At 59.4% G+C, this 16,317-nt stretch carries 13 protein-coding genes; all 13 read right to left on the bottom strand.

Annotated elements, in window-relative coordinates:
* Positions 1–32: 32 nt before the first annotated feature.
* The 13 genes from LIY36_RS05060 to LIY36_RS05000 all read right to left on the bottom strand — a co-directional run bounded on the left by LIY36_RS05060 (position 33) and on the right by LIY36_RS05000 (position 16,314).
* Entirely contained in the window at positions 33–1,409 is a 1,377-nt protein-coding gene (locus tag LIY36_RS05060) for a sigma-54-dependent transcriptional regulator (protein ID WP_226454994.1), read from the bottom strand.
* A 6-nt stretch (positions 1,410–1,415) separates the two neighbouring features.
* Positions 1,416–2,606 carry a sensor histidine kinase gene (locus tag LIY36_RS05055; protein ID WP_305392793.1) on the bottom strand — a complete coding sequence of 397 codons (1,191 nt, stop codon included), beginning with the start codon at positions 2,604–2,606 and terminating at the stop codon, positions 1,416–1,418.
* Between the two features lie 110 nt (positions 2,607–2,716).
* Positions 2,717–4,189 (bottom strand): sigma-54 dependent transcriptional regulator, encoded by a 1,473-nt coding sequence (locus LIY36_RS05050; RefSeq protein WP_192297016.1) that lies wholly within the window; start codon positions 4,187–4,189, stop codon positions 2,717–2,719.
* Between the two features lie 169 nt (positions 4,190–4,358).
* Positions 4,359–4,655 carry a flagellar protein FliT gene (gene fliT, locus LIY36_RS05045; RefSeq protein WP_226454992.1) on the bottom strand — a complete coding sequence of 99 codons (297 nt, stop codon included), beginning with the start codon at positions 4,653–4,655 and terminating at the stop codon, positions 4,359–4,361.
* A gap of 25 nt (positions 4,656–4,680) precedes the next feature.
* Positions 4,681–5,070, bottom strand: a complete 390-nt coding sequence (fliS, locus tag LIY36_RS05040; RefSeq protein ID WP_026136596.1) for a flagellar export chaperone FliS — start codon at positions 5,068–5,070, stop codon at positions 4,681–4,683.
* Positions 5,071–5,209: 139 nt separating this feature from the next.
* Complete coding sequence (fliD, locus tag LIY36_RS05035) at positions 5,210–6,580, bottom strand: flagellar filament capping protein FliD (protein ID WP_226454991.1); 1,371 nt, start codon at positions 6,578–6,580, stop codon at positions 5,210–5,212.
* An 84-nt stretch (positions 6,581–6,664) separates the two neighbouring features.
* Entirely contained in the window at positions 6,665–7,015 is a 351-nt protein-coding gene (locus LIY36_RS05030; RefSeq protein WP_226454990.1) for a flagellar protein FlaG, read from the bottom strand.
* 75 nt (positions 7,016–7,090) lie between these two features.
* Positions 7,091–8,791, bottom strand: coding sequence for a flagellin N-terminal helical domain-containing protein (locus LIY36_RS05025; RefSeq protein ID WP_226454989.1), 1,701 nt, complete (start codon positions 8,789–8,791; stop codon positions 7,091–7,093).
* A 267-nt stretch (positions 8,792–9,058) separates the two neighbouring features.
* Positions 9,059–9,988 (bottom strand): ketoacyl-ACP synthase III, encoded by a 930-nt coding sequence (locus tag LIY36_RS05020; protein ID WP_192297022.1) that lies wholly within the window; start codon positions 9,986–9,988, stop codon positions 9,059–9,061.
* 277 nt (positions 9,989–10,265) lie between these two features.
* Positions 10,266–11,861 carry a flagellar hook-associated protein 3 gene (locus LIY36_RS05015; RefSeq protein ID WP_226454988.1) on the bottom strand — a complete coding sequence of 532 codons (1,596 nt, stop codon included), beginning with the start codon at positions 11,859–11,861 and terminating at the stop codon, positions 10,266–10,268.
* Between the two features lie 14 nt (positions 11,862–11,875).
* Positions 11,876–13,921, bottom strand: coding sequence for a flagellar hook-associated protein FlgK (gene flgK / locus LIY36_RS05010; protein ID WP_226454987.1), 2,046 nt, complete (start codon positions 13,919–13,921; stop codon positions 11,876–11,878).
* Between the two features lie 10 nt (positions 13,922–13,931).
* Positions 13,932–15,197 carry a flagellar assembly peptidoglycan hydrolase FlgJ gene (gene flgJ / locus LIY36_RS05005; RefSeq protein ID WP_226454986.1) on the bottom strand — a complete coding sequence of 422 codons (1,266 nt, stop codon included), beginning with the start codon at positions 15,195–15,197 and terminating at the stop codon, positions 13,932–13,934.
* Between the two features lie 4 nt (positions 15,198–15,201).
* Positions 15,202–16,314 (bottom strand): flagellar basal body P-ring protein FlgI, encoded by a 1,113-nt coding sequence (locus tag LIY36_RS05000; RefSeq protein ID WP_370694869.1) that lies wholly within the window; start codon positions 16,312–16,314, stop codon positions 15,202–15,204.
* Positions 16,315–16,317 lie beyond the last annotated feature (3 nt).

The raw sequence follows: 16,317 nt of genomic DNA, 5'->3' as shown, positions 1-16,317 counted from the left end.
AAGGCGACAAACCTTGTCGGCCTTAATACCGACTAGGTGGCAAACAGATAAGCTTCCACATCCATCCCCGCATCGCGCATCTGCGCCAGCTTGTAGCGCAGGGTGCGCGGGCTGATGCCCAGGCGTTCGGCAGCCTCTTTGCGCCGGCCGCGCTCGGCGCGCAGGGTGTCGATGATCATCTGAAACTCGCGGCGACGCAGGTCGTCACCCAACGCTCCGGCAGACTCGGCCTCGGCCACCACTGGCGCGGGCGCCAAGGTCGGCAGTGGCGCGGCACCGCTGCCCATGGCCAGGCAGAAATCCTGGGGCTGGATCAGGCCGCCCTGTTGCAGGATCAGCGCGCGCTGGATCGCGTTATCCAACTCGCGCACGTTGCCGGGCCACGGGTAGGCGATCAGGCAGGCCTGGGCCTCGGCCGACAGGCGCGCCTGGGCGTGCTTCATTTTTTTGACGTGGTTATTCAGCAGGCGCTCAGCCAGCGGCACGATGTCGGCCGGGCGTTCACGCAGCGGGCGCCAGGCCAAGGGGAACACCGAGAGCCGGTAGAACAGGTCTTCACGGAAGCGCCCCGCCGCCACTTCACCCGCCAGGTCGCGGTTGGTGGTGGCGACCACGCGAATATCCAATTGGATCGGCTTGCGCGCGCCGACCCGCTCCACCTCGCGCTCCTGTAGCACCCGCAGCAATTTGGCTTGCAGGCCCAGGGGCATTTCGGAGATTTCATCGAGCAGGATGGTGCCGCCGTCGGCCTGTTCGAACTTGCCGGCCTGAGCCGCGATGGCGCCGGTGAACGAGCCTTTTTCGTGGCCGAACAGGGTGGCTTCAAGCATGTTGTCCGGGATCGCCGCGCAGTTGATCGCAATGAACGGCTGGCTGGCGCGACTGGATTGCTGGTGGATGTAGCGCGCCAGCACCTCCTTGCCGGTGCCGGACTCGCCGGAGATCAGCACCGTGGAATCGCTGCGCGCGACACGGGCCGCCAGTTCCAGCAACTGGGCGCTGGCCGGCTCGAAGGCAATCGGGCCTTCGCCGTCGCTGGCCGAGATCACTCCAAGGGCATGGCGCGCGACCAGGTCGATCAAGGCCTTCGGCTCAAAAGGCTTGACCAGATAGTCCGCCGCCCCCTGACGCATGGCATCCACCGCGCGCTCTACCGCGCCGTGGGCCGTCATCAGCAACACTGGCAGCTGTGGCTGGCGCGCGCGCAGCAGGCCGAGCAATTGGTGACCATCCATGCCAGGCATGTTGACGTCGCTGACCACCAGGCTGAAGGACTCCTGCTCTACCGCCTCCAAGGCTTCCTCGGCCGAGCCGACCGCCCGATAGTCATGGCCCGCCAACAGCAGCGTGTCAGCCAGTGCTTCACGCAGGGCGCGGTCGTCTTCTACCAATAAAACCTTGATTGCCATGTTCGTTTACTCCGTGCTTGCCACGCCTGAAAACAGCGGCAAGGTCATCAATGCACAGGTGCCACGCCCCACACGGGAACGCAGCTGCAATTCTCCCTGATGGGCGCGTGCCACGGCCTTGACCACGGTCAGGCCGAGGCCCGTTCCGTTGGTCTTGGTGGTGAAAAAGGGTTCGCCCAGGCGCCGCAGTACCTGCGGGTCGATGCCGCTGCCACTGTCGCTGATGCACAGGCGCAGGGTTTGTTCGCGGCAGTACAGGTGAATCTTCAGGCGTGCGCCGGGAGCGCTGGCCTGGGTGGCGTTTTCGATCAGGTTGAGCAGCGCGCCGACCAGGGTGTCGCGATTGCACAGCAGTTCGCCGAGGTGGCTATCGCACTGCCAGCGCACCTGGACGTCCTGGATATGGGTACTCGCAGCCGCTTGCAGGGCACGCATCAGCTCGGCCGGGGTGATGCGGTCGGTGAGCGGCAACTCGCCACGGGCGAACACCAGCATGTCGCGCACTTGGTGTTCCAACTCGTGCAGGCGTTCCTTGAGGCGCCCGGCGAACCGCTGCTGGGTCTGTGGTGGCAATTGCTCATCAGTCAAATGACTGGCGTAGATCAACGCGGCCGACAGCGGCGTACGGATCTGATGCGCCAAAGAAGCGACCATCCGCCCTAACGACGACAAACGCTCATGCCGCGCCAACTGGTCTTGCAGGTGACGGGTTTCGGTCAGGTCGTTGAGCAGCACCAACTGGCCGGGCTCGGCATCCAGGGAGCGGGTGGCGATGGACAGGCGGCGCCCGTCTTTCAGGGAGATTTCATGGCCGTCGTCTTCACGCGGGGCGAAACAGCGGGTGATGACGTGGCGCCACAGCTCGCCTTCCAGTGGCAGGCCGAGCAGGTCGCAGGCGGCCGGGTTGGCCTCGCGCACGCGGCCGTCTTCGTCGATGACGATCACGCCACCAGGCAACAGCGACAACAGGTTTTGCAGACGGTTGGCCAGGCGCTCTTTCTCGGCCAACTCTTCCATGCGCTGCGCACTGACCACGGCCAGCTCGCCTTTTAGCTCGGAAACCCGGGCTTCCAGCAGGCTGTAGGAGTCTGTCAATTGGCTGGACATCTGGTTGAACAGCGAAAAGGCCTGTTCCAGGCCATTGCGGCTGAGCTGCTCGGCGTCAGGCACCGAAGATAGTTGGGCGGCGTGGGGCATCATGCTCTCTCGCTTGGCTGACCGTCAGTTAAACGGAACGTTGCGAGGGCTGTAGCAATACCCGTGCCTAAAAAAAACCACTGAAGTTTCAGTGGTTTAAAAAACAGGCGTCAATCATCCGCCTGTTCATCACCTTCTCGACGGCTCATGCCGTACTTGCGCATCTTCTCCACCAGGGTGGTACGGCGGATACGCAAGCGTTCGGCGGCGCGGGCGACGATGCCGTTGGCGTCGTCCAGGGCCTGTTGGATCAGGCCTTGTTCCAGGTTGCCGAGGTAATCCTTCAGGTCGAGGCCTTCCGGCGGCAGCATGGCGGTGGAACCGAAGTCCGGGGTATGGCCGTTGATGGCTACACGCTCTTCCATGTCGCTGCGCAGGCTGTCGAGTTGCTCGTCTTCGTCGTCGACATAGCGGAATTTCTTCGGCAGCTCGACCACGCCGATCACACCGTAGGGGTGCATGATCGCCATGCGTTCGACCAGGTTGGCCAGCTCCCGCACGTTGCCCGGCCAGCCGTGGCGGCACAGGGACATGATCGCCGCGGAGTTGAACCGGATAGAGCCGCGCTTTTCGTGCTCCATGCGCGAGATCAGTTCGTTCATCAGCAGCGGGATGTCTTCGACGCGCTCGCGCAGCGGGGCCATCTCGATCGGGAAGACATTGAGGCGGTAGTACAGGTCTTCGCGGAAGCTGCCGACCTCGATCATGCTTTCGAGGTTTTTGTGGGTCGCCGCGATGATGCGTACATCGACGCTCTGGGTCTTGTTGCTGCCCACGCGTTCGAAGGTGCGTTCCTGCAACACGCGCAGCAGCTTGACCTGCATCGGCAGCGGCATGTCGCCGATTTCGTCGAGGAACAGGGTGCCGCCGTTGGCCAGCTCGAAACGCCCGGCACGGCTGGTGATCGCCCCGGTAAAGGCGCCCTTCTCGTGGCCGAACAATTCGCTTTCGAGCAGCTCTGCCGGGATCGCCCCGCAGTTGACCGGCACAAAGGGCCCGTCACGACGCTTGGAGTGGTAGTGCAGGTTGCGCGCCACCACTTCCTTGCCAGTGCCCGACTCGCCGAGGATCAGCACGCTGGCGTCGGTATCGGCCACTTGCTGCATCATCTGGCGCACATGCTGGATCGCACGGCTGGTGCCGACCAGGCTGCGGAACAGGTTGGGTTCACGGTGGCGACCGCGCTCGCGGGCCTGGTCGTACATCTCGCGATAGACCTGGGCGCGGTGCAGGGAATCAAGCAATTTGCTGTAGCTGGGCGGCATTTCCAGGGAGGAAAGTACCCGGCGACGCTGGTCTTCGGGCAGGTCGACGGGAGAAATTTCGCCAATTAGCAAAACTGGAAGGAACTCATCCCAGGTGGACAGTGTCTTTAACAAGCCCAAAACAGCGCCAGGAGCGTTTACCGTCCCGATCAGCACACAAATGACTTCACGGCTCGATGACAATGAGCTGACCGCCTGCTGCCAGTCATGGCTGCCGCAGGGCAGATTTTCTTCGCCAAGAAAATTCAAAATCACCGCTAAATCGCGGCGGCGGACGCTATCGTCATCAATCAGCAGAATTTTGGTTTCACGCCACATGCAATAGCAACTTCCCTAGTAAAACTTCCTGCCCAAGAATGAGGGCAATCAAGACGCTTGTACGATTTTGTACCTACTAGACGTCTGAAATCTGAAAACAGCACTAGTTAAGTCAAAAATGCTGGCACAGTCAAATATATGACGCACCGTTCGGACCAACTGACGCTATTCAGCCGAACAGATGGTAAACCTTTGACGCATTTTTAGCTTGGTTGATCTGCGACATCTCTTCAAAAATCGCCTGTCTTTCGCCCGTCGTCACTTCCAGCAACTGCTGATATACCGCCAGCAGGCTCTCCAACTTCTCGCGCAGCGCATCTTCGTCCACCGGCACCTCGCTGAGCACCTCATCAATCACCGCACGACAGCCCATATCCAGCTCACCGACAGCATCCCAATTGCGCTCGGCCAACGCGCTTATCAGGGCGTCGCGGGCTTCATCGATGCGTTGCAGTGCTTGGCTCATGATGTGTACCTCAAGGCGCTTGGCCTTATTGTGGAGCGATGGCATCCCAGCCGGACTTGACGGTAATCAGTAAGCGCGCGACTTCGTCGATCATGTCGGCATCGTTCACTTGGTTGGCTTCAACCAGACGGTTGCTCATGTAGTCATACAGCGCATCCAGCTGCTGCACCGACGCCGGGTCTTCCGCCTTCTCCGGCTCAAGGCCATCACGCAGGCCCGAGATGATTTCTATCGCCTTGCCCAGCATCAGACCTTTCTGAGCGATATCGCCACGGCTCAATGCCCCCTTGGCCTGGGCCATGCGATCCAGACCACCCTCCATTAGCATCTGCACCAGACGGTGCGGGCTGGCTTCGGAGACTTGGGCGTGGGAATTGACCTTCTGGTATTGGCGAAGGGCTCTCATAGGGTTCATGTTGCTACCTCGTTACTGGCCATGTCGAATAGGGTTGCTTAACCAGTTTTTCGACCAGGTCACAAAATTCTTTAATCCAGGCGTCATACGCCAGACCACCGGAAAGCCCTGCTGCGGAGCGCCGAAGCGCCCCCGTCGATCAGGACGACGACTTCGCGTTGTTCAGCGAGTTGAGGGTGGTCATGATGCTGGAGCTGCTGGCGTTGATCTGTGCGATCATCGTATCCATCGCGGTGTACTTGGCGCTCAGGGACTTCTTCAAGGCCTCCATGCGCACGTCCAGGGCGGTTGATTCGGTGGTCAGCGAGGTCAACTTGTTGTTGAGATCGGTTGCGCGCGTCGCCAGGGTGCCGGTGGTGCCGACGTAGCTGGCGGTGGCTTTATTCATGCGGGTGATCAAGCCCGTATCGCCAGTGAAGAACTTGGCAACATCGCCAGCGCCCTTGACCACCGCCTTGTCCCACGCCTTGTCGTCCAGGCTCAACAGGCCGGTTTTCTGGTCCGTGGTGACCCCTATCTGTGCCAGGCTGGTAATACTGCCCGCACCGGTGCCACTGGTCAGTTCGGTTCGCATGCTGTTCACCAACTGCCGCATCGACGCATCCCCCGTCAGGGCGCCAGCAACCGTCGTCGACGCATCGCCCGTGGCGGTCACTTTGGTCTGGGTGTTGATCGCCGTGGTCAACGCGTTGTAGGCGGTAACGAAGGACTGTACCGAGGTCTTCAAGGTGTCGGTATTCGTGGCCACAGTGATGGTTGTGACCGGCTTGGTCAAGTCAACGGCCAGCAAGTCCAGGGTCACACCACTGATGGCGGAATCAATCTTATTGGTGGCGGACGACATCGCAACGCCGTCGATGCTGTACTTGGCGTTGGCTGGGGCCGTGCCTTTGTCGTAACCGGTAACAAGCTCTGAGTCACCGCTGAGGGTGATATCGGTGCCCTCGCCGGTGTTGGTCGACGTCAGGACCAGGCGTGCGCCGTTGGAATCACTCAGCACGTTGGCACTGATGCCCTGTGCCGAGAGCTGGGTGTTGATGGCTTCACGCACTTCCTTGAGGGTAGCGCCGCCGGCAATCACCACGTCGTAGCTTTTGCCCGACTGGTTGATGGTCAACGTCTGCGCTTCGTCAGTGCTGTTGGCCTTGCCCGTGGCACCGTCCGTATTCACCTTGGTGGTGACTTTGGCGGCGGTGGCAAGGTTATCGACCTTCACATCGTACTTACCGCTGGAGGCACCGTCACCCAGGGTAACCTTGATGTTCTTGTCTTCGGAGGAACTGGCTGAAAGCCCGTTGAACGCAGAGACGTTGTTCAACTTGGTGATTGCCGCCTGGTAGGCTTCCAACGCCGTCTTGATCGAACCGACAGCCGACAACTTGATGGTCGCGTCTTTTTGCTGGCTGGTGATCTGGGCCAGCTTGGGTGCTTTTTCAGCCCCAACCAGCGCCTCGACGATAGCTTGCGTGTTGTAGCCCGAACCTGGGCCGGAAATCGTTGAACTAGCCATCTGCTTATTCTCCTTGTCCTGAAGCGGCCGTTTTTTTGGCGCTAGAGCGCCGATGCCGCAATCAGAAACATGTTTCGTGCCAACTCAAGCCTTGCTATCAAACAGCAGGCTGCTGGCATCGCTCAAATTCTGCGCCAATTTCAGCGCGGTCTCCGATGGAAGCTGTCGAATCACTTCACCACTGTCGGTGGCGATCACCTTGACGACCACTATGCCAGTGGAGTCATCGATGGAAAAATCCAGGTTGCGCTGTGAGGCCTGCACAAACTCACGCATATCGGTGACTGCTTTTTCCAGCGCAACGCGTTGCGGCTCTTCACTCGCTGGAACTTTCGCGTCACTGTTCACCGCAGGCTCAGCCTTGGCGACAGGCGCAGTGTTGGCCTGGGTTACGGCAGCCGGGTACGGCGTGTTCAGCTTGATGCTCATGTCCATGTCATCACCTCCAAACTGAAAAACGGAAGGGCACGTTATTCACGCACCCTCCCGTTATTTAACCGCTACCGGCTATTACTGAAGCAGCTTCAGAACAGAGGATGGCAGTTGGTTGGCCTGGGACAGGATTGCAGTGGAAGCCTGTTGCAGGGTTTGTTGCTTGGTCAGTTCAGCAGCTTCAGAAGCGAAGTCAGCGTCTTCTACGCGGCCTTTGGCAGCGGAGGAGTTCTGCGAAATGCTCTGCAGGTTGGCCACGGTGCTGGCGAAGCGGTTTTGTACGGCACCCAGCTGCGAACGCTGGCTGTCGATCTGCTGCATGGCGTCATCCAGAGCCTGGATAGCCTGCTGCGAGGAAGCGGCGGACAGGATGCTCAGGTCGGAAACGCTGGTTTCCATGGTCACGGCAGACTTGGTGCCAGCAGCGGCAACAGTGGTCAGACCCAGAGCAGCCAGGCCAGTGCCAGCGCTGCCGTCTTTGACAGTGATGTCTTTGTCGGCGAACAGGTTCAGGGTACCGTCAGCGTTTTTGCTGGCTTTAACACCGGTGCTGGCGCTGTTGATCGAGGAAACGATCGAGTCAGAGGTGTCGCCCTTCTTGAACTTGACTTCAACGCCGTTCAGGCTGATCGAAGTGTCGGCAGTCAGTTTGGCTTGGGTAGTACCAGCAGCCAGGCCCAATTGCGACAGCGAACCGCTGGTGTTGTTAGCCAGCTTGATGTCAGCGCCTTGACCCGAAGTCACTTGGAAGCGACCGTTGGTGAACGATGCACTACCGCCAGTGCCGGCAGCAGTGGTCAGGCTAGTCACAACGCTTGCGATGGTGTCGTTTGCAGCCCAAGTCACGTTGTTACCGTTTACCGAGACGGAGCCAGCAGCAGTCAGGGTAGTCGGGGTAGCTGCAGCGGTAGTACCAGCGGTCATGCCCAGAGCGGTTGGACCGGTAGCTGGAGTAGCGCCGATGGTGATTGCACTGCTCGACGACAGGCTAACGATACCAGCAGCGGTAGTGCTGGCAGTTACGCCGGTGGTAGCGGTTTGTGCGTTGATCGCGGCGACCGCAGCGGTACCGGCAGCAGAACCAGCAGCCACAACACCGGTAGCCAGGGTGATCGAAGTACCGTTAATGGTGATGGCATCGCCAGCAGCCAAAGCAGTAGCGGCAGCACCACCAGTTACAGTGGCCTTGTCACCAACAACCGAACCAGTAGCAGTAGCAGCCAGGCCAGTCATTGCAGTGCCGTTTACAGCAGCTTCTTTGTAGTTGCCTTTCAGGGCAGTGGAGCTGATGTCGGTCATGCCGAACGAGATAGTCTCGTTAGCGTTGGCGCCGATTTGGAAAGCTACGTTGTTGAACGAGCCGTCCAGCAGGTTACGACCACCGAAGGTAGTGGTGCTGGCGATACGGTTCAGCTCGCCCACTTTAGCGGTGAATTCTTGCTGCAGGGAAACACGGTCAGCGTCGCTTTTATCACCGTTCGCCGCTTGCAGGGCGAGTTCACGCAGACGCTGCAGGGTGTTGGTGGATTCTTGCATCGCGCCTTCAGCAGTCTGGGCAATCGACACGCCGTTGTTGGCGTTGGCGATGGCAACGTTCAGGCCTTTGACCTGGTTGTTCAGACGGTTGGCGATCTGCATGCCGGCAGCGTCGTCTTTGGCGCTGTTGATTTTCAGGCCGGAGGACAGACGGTTCATCGACTGGCTCAGAGCGTCGGAAGCTTTGTTCAGGTTCTTCTGGACACCCAGGGAAGTGATGTTGGTGTTTACTGATAATGCCATGACGAAATCCTCGTTGGATGGGATACTGCGGCTTCCGGCCCTGGCAACCGCCGGGTGTGGCCTAGAGAACCTTCGTAATAGTTATCGTCGTGTGTGTCGGTTGCTTGAGGATTTTTTTTGATTTTTTTGCTGGCGACGTGCCACCCCTTGCAATTCAAGGGCTTACGCAGGCAAAAAACCCCGGATTCATTGGCTTTTCTGGCGCCAAATAAAAAACGCCGATGATCTTTCGATCATCGGCGTTTTTTTGTGCTACGCGTTAAAGGCTCACGGACGATGCAGAATCGCCGAACCCCACGACAGGCCCACCCCAAAACCGCTGATGGCTACGCGCTTCCAGGTCGCATCCATCACGTGCTTTTCCAGCAGCAATGGAATGCTCGACGACACGGTGTTGCCGGTCTCGACCATGTCCTTGATGAACTTGTCCACCGGCGCATCTTCAAACCGACGCGCCACGGCATCGACAATCGCCGCACTGCCCTGATGGATGCAGAACGCATCGATGTCATCCGCTTGCAGATCCGACTCATTGAGCAGCTCGTGCAGATGCGCAGGCACTTTAAGCAGGGCAAAGTTGAACACCTGGCGACCGTTCATGAAGAACACGCCGTCGCTGACCTTCAGGTGCGGCGCGCCGGAACCGTCGGTGCCGAACTTGGACTTGCCCAGCAGCCAGGACGCGTCTTCGCCCATCCAGGTCGCGGTGGCAGCGTCACCGAACAGCATGGTGGTGTTGCGGTCTTCCGGATCAACGATCTTCGAATACGGGTCGGCGGTGATCAGCAGGCCGTTTTTCAGGCCAGTGGCTTCCATGAAGCCCTTCATCGCGTAGATGCCGTAGACGTAGCCGGAGCAGCCCAGGGAAATATCGAACGCCGCGACGTGAGTCGGCAAGCCGAGCTTGTCCTGGACGATGGCGGCCGTGTGGGGCAAACCCTCTTCATCACCGTTCTGGGTGACGACGATCAGCGCGTCGATGGACTCACGCTTCAAATCGGGGTTATTGGCAAACAAAGCGTTGACCGCCTCGACACACAGATCGGAGGTTTCCTGCGCGGCTTCCTTGCGCGGCAGGAACGCCGAACCGATCTTGCCAATGATGAACTCTTCATCCTTGGCGAATTTGGCACCCTGGGCGTAGTTATCGATCCCGTCGGCCGGCACGTAACTGGCGATGCTTTTTATGCCAATCATTGTGGCTTCCCAATACTAAATAGCTGGAGATCACCCCGCGAGTCGCCTCGCCGGGTGCTGACAATAAAGGGGGCAACCCCGCAAAAAACTCGCTGAAAGCCGCTGCGCAAGGACTCTGAGACGACTTATCCTTTTCACACGATACAGTGAAGATGCGCTTTATGACTCACAGGTCACTCAATTCTGTGTGGTTTATGCAAAACCTTCAAACAATTAAACCGCGTAAACGACAACGGCCCAGCCTGTTTCCAGGCTGGGCCGCTGGGGATGACGCCGTTTACATCTTGTTGAACAGGCTCAACTGCGAGATTTTCACGAAGGCCAGCTGCGAAGCCTGCAACATCGTCTGTTGCAAGCTCAGATTAATGGCCGCCTCTGCAAAGTCGACGTTCCCCAGCGAACTCATGGTCGTGCTGTTTGCCAGGCTCAGACTGGTGTTTTCCTCGACCTGGATGTCCAAGGTGTTAAGGCGCGCGCCGATACTGCCGCGCACCTGATCGATCTGACTGTAGGCATTGGTCAAGTTACCGATGGACCGGGCCACCACATCCTTGAGCTCCTTCTGCGCCGCAGGATTGCCATCCGACGGCGTCTCAAGGGTTCTGCGCAAGCGACTGAGGGTATCGAGCACGTTTTCATTCTTGTTACTGGTGGCACCAACCAGGAACTGATCACCATCGGCCGGTGCAGGCGCAGTGGTAACGCCAAGCGTCACACCAGCCACCGTTATAGAGGTCGCACCCGCCGCCAGGGTGTCGCTGGCGATGGCTTTGCTGTCAGCGGTGTACGGCTGCGCGTAAACGTCATAAGCACCACTTGCACCAAACTTGACGACTAGGCCGGCGTTGGGAAAAGTGCTGGCGTAAGCCGCCGCGTCGGTCACCGAACCACCGCTCAACTGCGCAGTCGACGGGTTGCTCGGCGTGCGTGAAACGCTGAAGCTGTCCGGCTTGAGTGCCAGGGTGAACTCACGGTCCTTGACCAGCGCATCCGCAGGCGCGCCCGGCAAAACGTCCTTGCCCAGGTTCAATCCGATGTCGAACTTGACCCCGCGCAGATTGACCGTCGAAGCGCCCTCCTTGGTGGAGTCAAAAGTGCCATTGCCCGGAATCTCCGAGGTAATGTCTTTACCGGTCCGGTCACTGACGGTGTACTGGGTGCTGCTGGTGAACTTCAGCGTATAAGGCTGGCCATCCGCAAATTTGCTGTCGACGCCCGAAGCAATCAGGCCGGCCGAAACGGTCACCTTGCCGTCGTCCACATCCACTGCCGGATCTGCAAGCACCCGCGTCGCTTGAGTACGACCGGTGTTCGCCGACGTCTCCAGCATGGATTTCGCCGTATCCCCCATGCGTATGGACAGGTTCTCCGCCACCCGCAGGTTCAGCGCGGTGTCATCACCTTGATAGGTATAGGTACCATCGTTGTTGCGGGCGTAAGGCGGGGTGTCGGTCTTGCTCCCGGAGAACAGGTAGTTACCGCTGGCATCCTTGGTGTTGAGCAGCCCCATGATCTGGTCTTCCAGGGACCCGATTTCAGCAGCAATCGACTTGCGGTCAGCATCACTGATTCCGACATTACCGGCCTTCAGTGCCAGCTCGCTGCCTCTCTGCACGGCAGTGTTGATGTTTGCCAGAACGCTGTCTTCGGTATTCAGCGAGTTTTTCAACGTGTCGATATTGCCGCCATACTGCGCCAGCATGTCTTTCTGCTGCTGCAACATCAACAACCGCGCCGCCGCCACCGGATCATCCGCCGCCGTTTGCACCCGCACGCCAGAGCTGGCTTGATCCTGAGCCTTCACCACACTGGAATAATTTTCCTGGTATTTGGCGGAGCTGGTTTCGAAATACTGCTGTGTAGAAATACGCATCGTCCCAGACTCCCTTAAAGGCTATTGATCAACGTGGTGAAGGTTTCTTGCGCAGCCTTGATGATTTGCGACGATGCGGTGTAGTACTGCTGGAACTTGATCATATCGCCCGCCTCATCATCCAGATTGACCCCGGACACCGAGTCACGCGCACTTTTGTTGGCCGTCAGCAAAGCGCCCGTGGCAGCCACATCGACGCCGGACTGACTGGCCTTGGCACCTACTTGGGACACCAGGCGACTATTGGCACCGACCAGGCTAACGCCAACATTGCCGTCACCCAATCCAACCGTGGCCTTAGTCTGTAGATCAAGCAATTGCTGCGCATTGCGACCATCGGATTTGCCGCCACTGTTGAACGAAAACGTGGTGCTGTCACCCTCCGCCGGTGAGCCATTGACGGTGGTGTCGAACGTGAAGCCAGAACCGGGAATCACGGCTCCGCTGGCATCCAACTCGGGAACATTGATGGTGAGCGCGTTGGCCTGCCCCGGAATGATGGTACCGGTACCCAGGGGTTTGCCTTGGGCATTGCTGATCGTATACGACTGAGTACCGTCGGCGGCCGGCTTGCCATACACCATCTTCACCGGCATCAGGGCTTCGATATTGCCGCGCAGTTGCGCGGTCGCGGCACCACCGTGGATATCCAGCGCCTTAGTCAGGGATGGTGCAGTAAAGGTGCCGGTACCGGAGTTGGTCTTGCTGCTCTCACCCGCCAACGGCGCGGCAAACGCAAGCTTGTTGGCATCAACCATTTCGACACCGATGGAGCTCGCGCCGGTTGCGGTTGGGCTGACCTTGAAGCTGTCGCCAAACCCCATTGTGCCTTTGCCATCGAGTGCCAGAGTGAAGCCGTCGATCGGCACCTGGGTGGTAGCGGTGATGTCGAAAGTACCCATCGCCTTACCGTCCGAACGCAGCACAGTCACCATATTGGGATTGGTTTGGTCGCTGAAGGTGACCTTGTAATCAAACGTCGTCAGCTTGCTGCTGTCGGTGATCGTCACATTCAGGTTACTGGAGGCCGCAGTGTTGCCGGAAGCGCCCTGACTACGCGCTGCAATTGCCATGGCACTGTTGACGTCCTTGAACAGCGAAGTACCGAAATCACCATTCAAATCCAGGCCTTGCCCCAGTTGGTTATTGAGGGTGTCCGCAGTGGCAATGGCAAGTCGCCCCAACTCGTTGATGGCTGGCATCAGAGCGTCGCTGCGATAACGCAGCAAGCCACCAATACTGCCACCACTGATCACCGAGCCTAGATCCAGACTGGTACTGTTGACGTTCAGTTGGATGGTGTATTGACTGTTGTCGGTATAACTGGGCACCGCCGAAATGGTATTGGAAATACCGCCCTCCACCAGCGGCTGGCCCGTGCCGGTGGTAACCGTGAACTGCCCATTCTTTTCGGTGGTTGTCACCCCGATCAACTGATTGAGAGAGCGCACCGCCTCATTGCGCGAGTCCAGCAGATTGGCCGGCGGGGAACTCGCCGAGCCTTGGGCCTGGACGATCTGCTTATTGAGCGCTGCAATCGAGTCGGTCAGTTGATTGACCTGATCACTCATCGTTTTGAGCTGGCTATTGATGGTTTCTTTCTGCTGGGTCAACTGCGTCGAAATTGAGTTGAAGCGATTGCTCAGGGTCTTGGCATTGGCAACCAGCAACTGCCGAGCAGACAAATCACTCGGATTGGACGAAGCCGTCTGCAAGGTCGCAAAGAATGAACTGAGCACCGACGACATTCCCGTGGTCTTATCCGAGAGGACTTTATCCACCGCACTGATCTGACCTTGGTACGTATTGGCATCGCTGCTCAAGGCAGTGCTGTTCTGGTAAGCAGCATCCAGGTACTCGTTGTACACCCGACGCACGTCAGCCAGGGTGGTGCCGCTGCCAATGAACACCCCACCGAACTGGTTCGACGCATTGGCGGTCTGACTGCTCTGCTGACGCGAGTATCCCGGGGTATTAACGTTGGCAATGTTATTACTCAAGACCGACAACGATCCTTGAGCGGCATTGAGCCCTGACATCCCGATACTGAGCAAACTCATGGTTCAGACCTTATAAATGTGTGGTTGCGCCAGCGGCAGCGTAATTCTGGTAACTGTCCATCGTTTTGGCGATCTGCGAAATCTTGCTGGCATAGGCCGGGTCGGTTGCGTAACCGGCTTTTTGCAACTCGCGTACAAACTGTTCGGGGTTATCGGCCGATTTCACAACTTCTTTATAGCGATCATTGCTTTGCAGCAAGGTCACGAGGTCGTGGAAGCTGTCCTGGTACGAGGCGTAGGAACGGAACTGCGCCGTTTCCTTGACCATCGCGCCATCACGAAACTCGCTGGTGATCGCACGGGCCTGACCGCCCTGCCAGCTCTGGCCGGCCTTGATGCCGAACAGGTTGTGGCTGCTGCTGCCGTCTTCGGCACGCATTACCGATTTGCCCCAGCCGGTTTCCAGGGCGGCCTGGGCCACCAGGTACTTCGGATCGACGCCAATCCGCGCGGCGGCGGCCTTGGCCATCGGCAACATGGTGGCGACGAACTCATCCTGGGAACTGAAGGCTTTTTTCGCTGGCGCCAGCGGCGGCTGGGCGATGGCGCGGCTGTAGATCTGCATGCGATCGCTGGGCACGGCAAAGCTGCGCGTGGTGCTGTTGACCACATTGTCATCGGCAGCGCTGTTACGCAGCGGTGCAGCCTTGGCGACCGTGGTGTCGGTGCTGGGCACGATGCCGGCCAGCAGGCGGTCGGTGAGTTTGCTCGGCAAGGCGATGCGGCGCTGGTTCATCAGCTCCATATCGTTGACGTGAGCGCTGGCAGTGCCTTCGGGCACCGCGACGCGATAGGCCCACAATGGACGCTGGCCATTGGAGCGACCGAGTGCACCGTCGGCCTGGGTACCGGCACCAATTTCCGTCGGCACATCGACCTTCTTCACCGGCTCTGCCGCCGCCGGGCCCTGCAAGGTGGCCGCCTGGGCGTCCACCGGCTTGTTCTTCTGCATCTGGCGCATCAACACATCGGCCAGGCCGATACCGCCGCCTTCGCGGGACATCGACACCGCCAACTGCTGGTCGTACATTTCCTGATACTGCTTGGCCGCCGGCGTGTTCATCGGGTTGTCCTTGCCCAACGCCTCGGTGGCCGAACGCATGGACTTGAGCATTTCGCTGACGAACAACGACTCAAACTCCTGCGCCACCTTGCGCATGTTGCCTTCGCTGTTCTTGTCGGCGCCGACCTTGAGCTGGTTAAGCCTGCCCAAGTCGGAGTAAGACCCCGAGTCCGCCGTGCTGCTGATCCCGCTCTTGCGCATATCCATGGCCATGGCCTCAGATCACGATCAGGTCGGCTTGCAAGGCGCCGGCCTGTTTCAATGCTTCAAGGATCGCCATCAAGTCGCCGGGCGCTGCGCCCACCTGGTTCACCGCACGGACAATCTCATCCAGGGTGGTGCCGGGGCCGAATTTGAACATCGGCTTGGCTTCTTGCTGAGCGTTGACACGCGAGCGCGGCACCACTGCCGTCTGGCCGTTGGACAACGGCCCAGGCTGGCTGACGATCGGGTCTTCGGTGATGGTCACGGTCAGGCTGCCGTGGGTCACCGCCGCCGGCGAAACTTTGACGTTCTGGCCGATCACGATGGTGCCGGTGCGCGAGTTGATGATGACTTTGGCCACCGCCTGGCCCGGGTCGACTTCAAGGTTTTCCAGGATCGACAGGTAGTCCACCCGCTGGCTTGGGTCCAGCGGCGCGGTCACGCGGATCGAGCCGCCGTCGATGGCCTGGGCCACGCCAGGGCCGAGCATGTCGTTGATCTTGTCAACCACACGCTTGGCGGTGGTGAAGTCGGAACGGTTGAGGTTCAGGGTCAGGCTATTGCCTTGGTTGAAGCCGCTCGGCACGGTGCGTTCTACCGTGGCGCCGCCAGGAATCCGCCCGGCCGACGGCACGTTGACGGTGATCTTCGAACCGTCGCGACCTTCGGCGTCAAACCCGCCCACCACCAGGTTGCCCTGGGCAATGGCGTAGACGTTGCCGTCGATACCTTTGAGCGGCGTCATCAACAGGGTGCCGCCACGCAGGCTTTTCGAGTTACCGATGGACGACACGGTGATGTCCACCACCTGGCCCGGCTTGGAGAACGCCGGCAGGTCGGCACTGATCGACACGGCCGCGACGTTTTTCAGTTGCACGTTGCCCGAACCCGCCGGCACCTTGATGCCGAACTGCGAGAGCATGTTGTTGAAGGTCTGCAAGGTGAACGGGGTCTGGGTGGTCTGGTCACCCGTACCGTTGAGCCCCACCACCAGGCCGTAACCGATCAACTGGTTGGAACGCACGCCGGAGATGCTCGCGATGTCTTTCAGGCGCTCGGCCTGGGCGACGGCGCTCAGGGACAGCAAGAGTGCCGCTGCCATCAGCTGTTTGAGGTTCAAAGTCATCAC

It is taken from the genome of Pseudomonas sp. AF03-9 (assembly GCF_020515815.1).
In the GTDB taxonomy this organism is placed as follows: Bacteria; Pseudomonadota; Gammaproteobacteria; order Pseudomonadales; family Pseudomonadaceae; genus Aquipseudomonas.
This window is presented reverse-complemented; position numbering and strand designations above follow the sequence as displayed.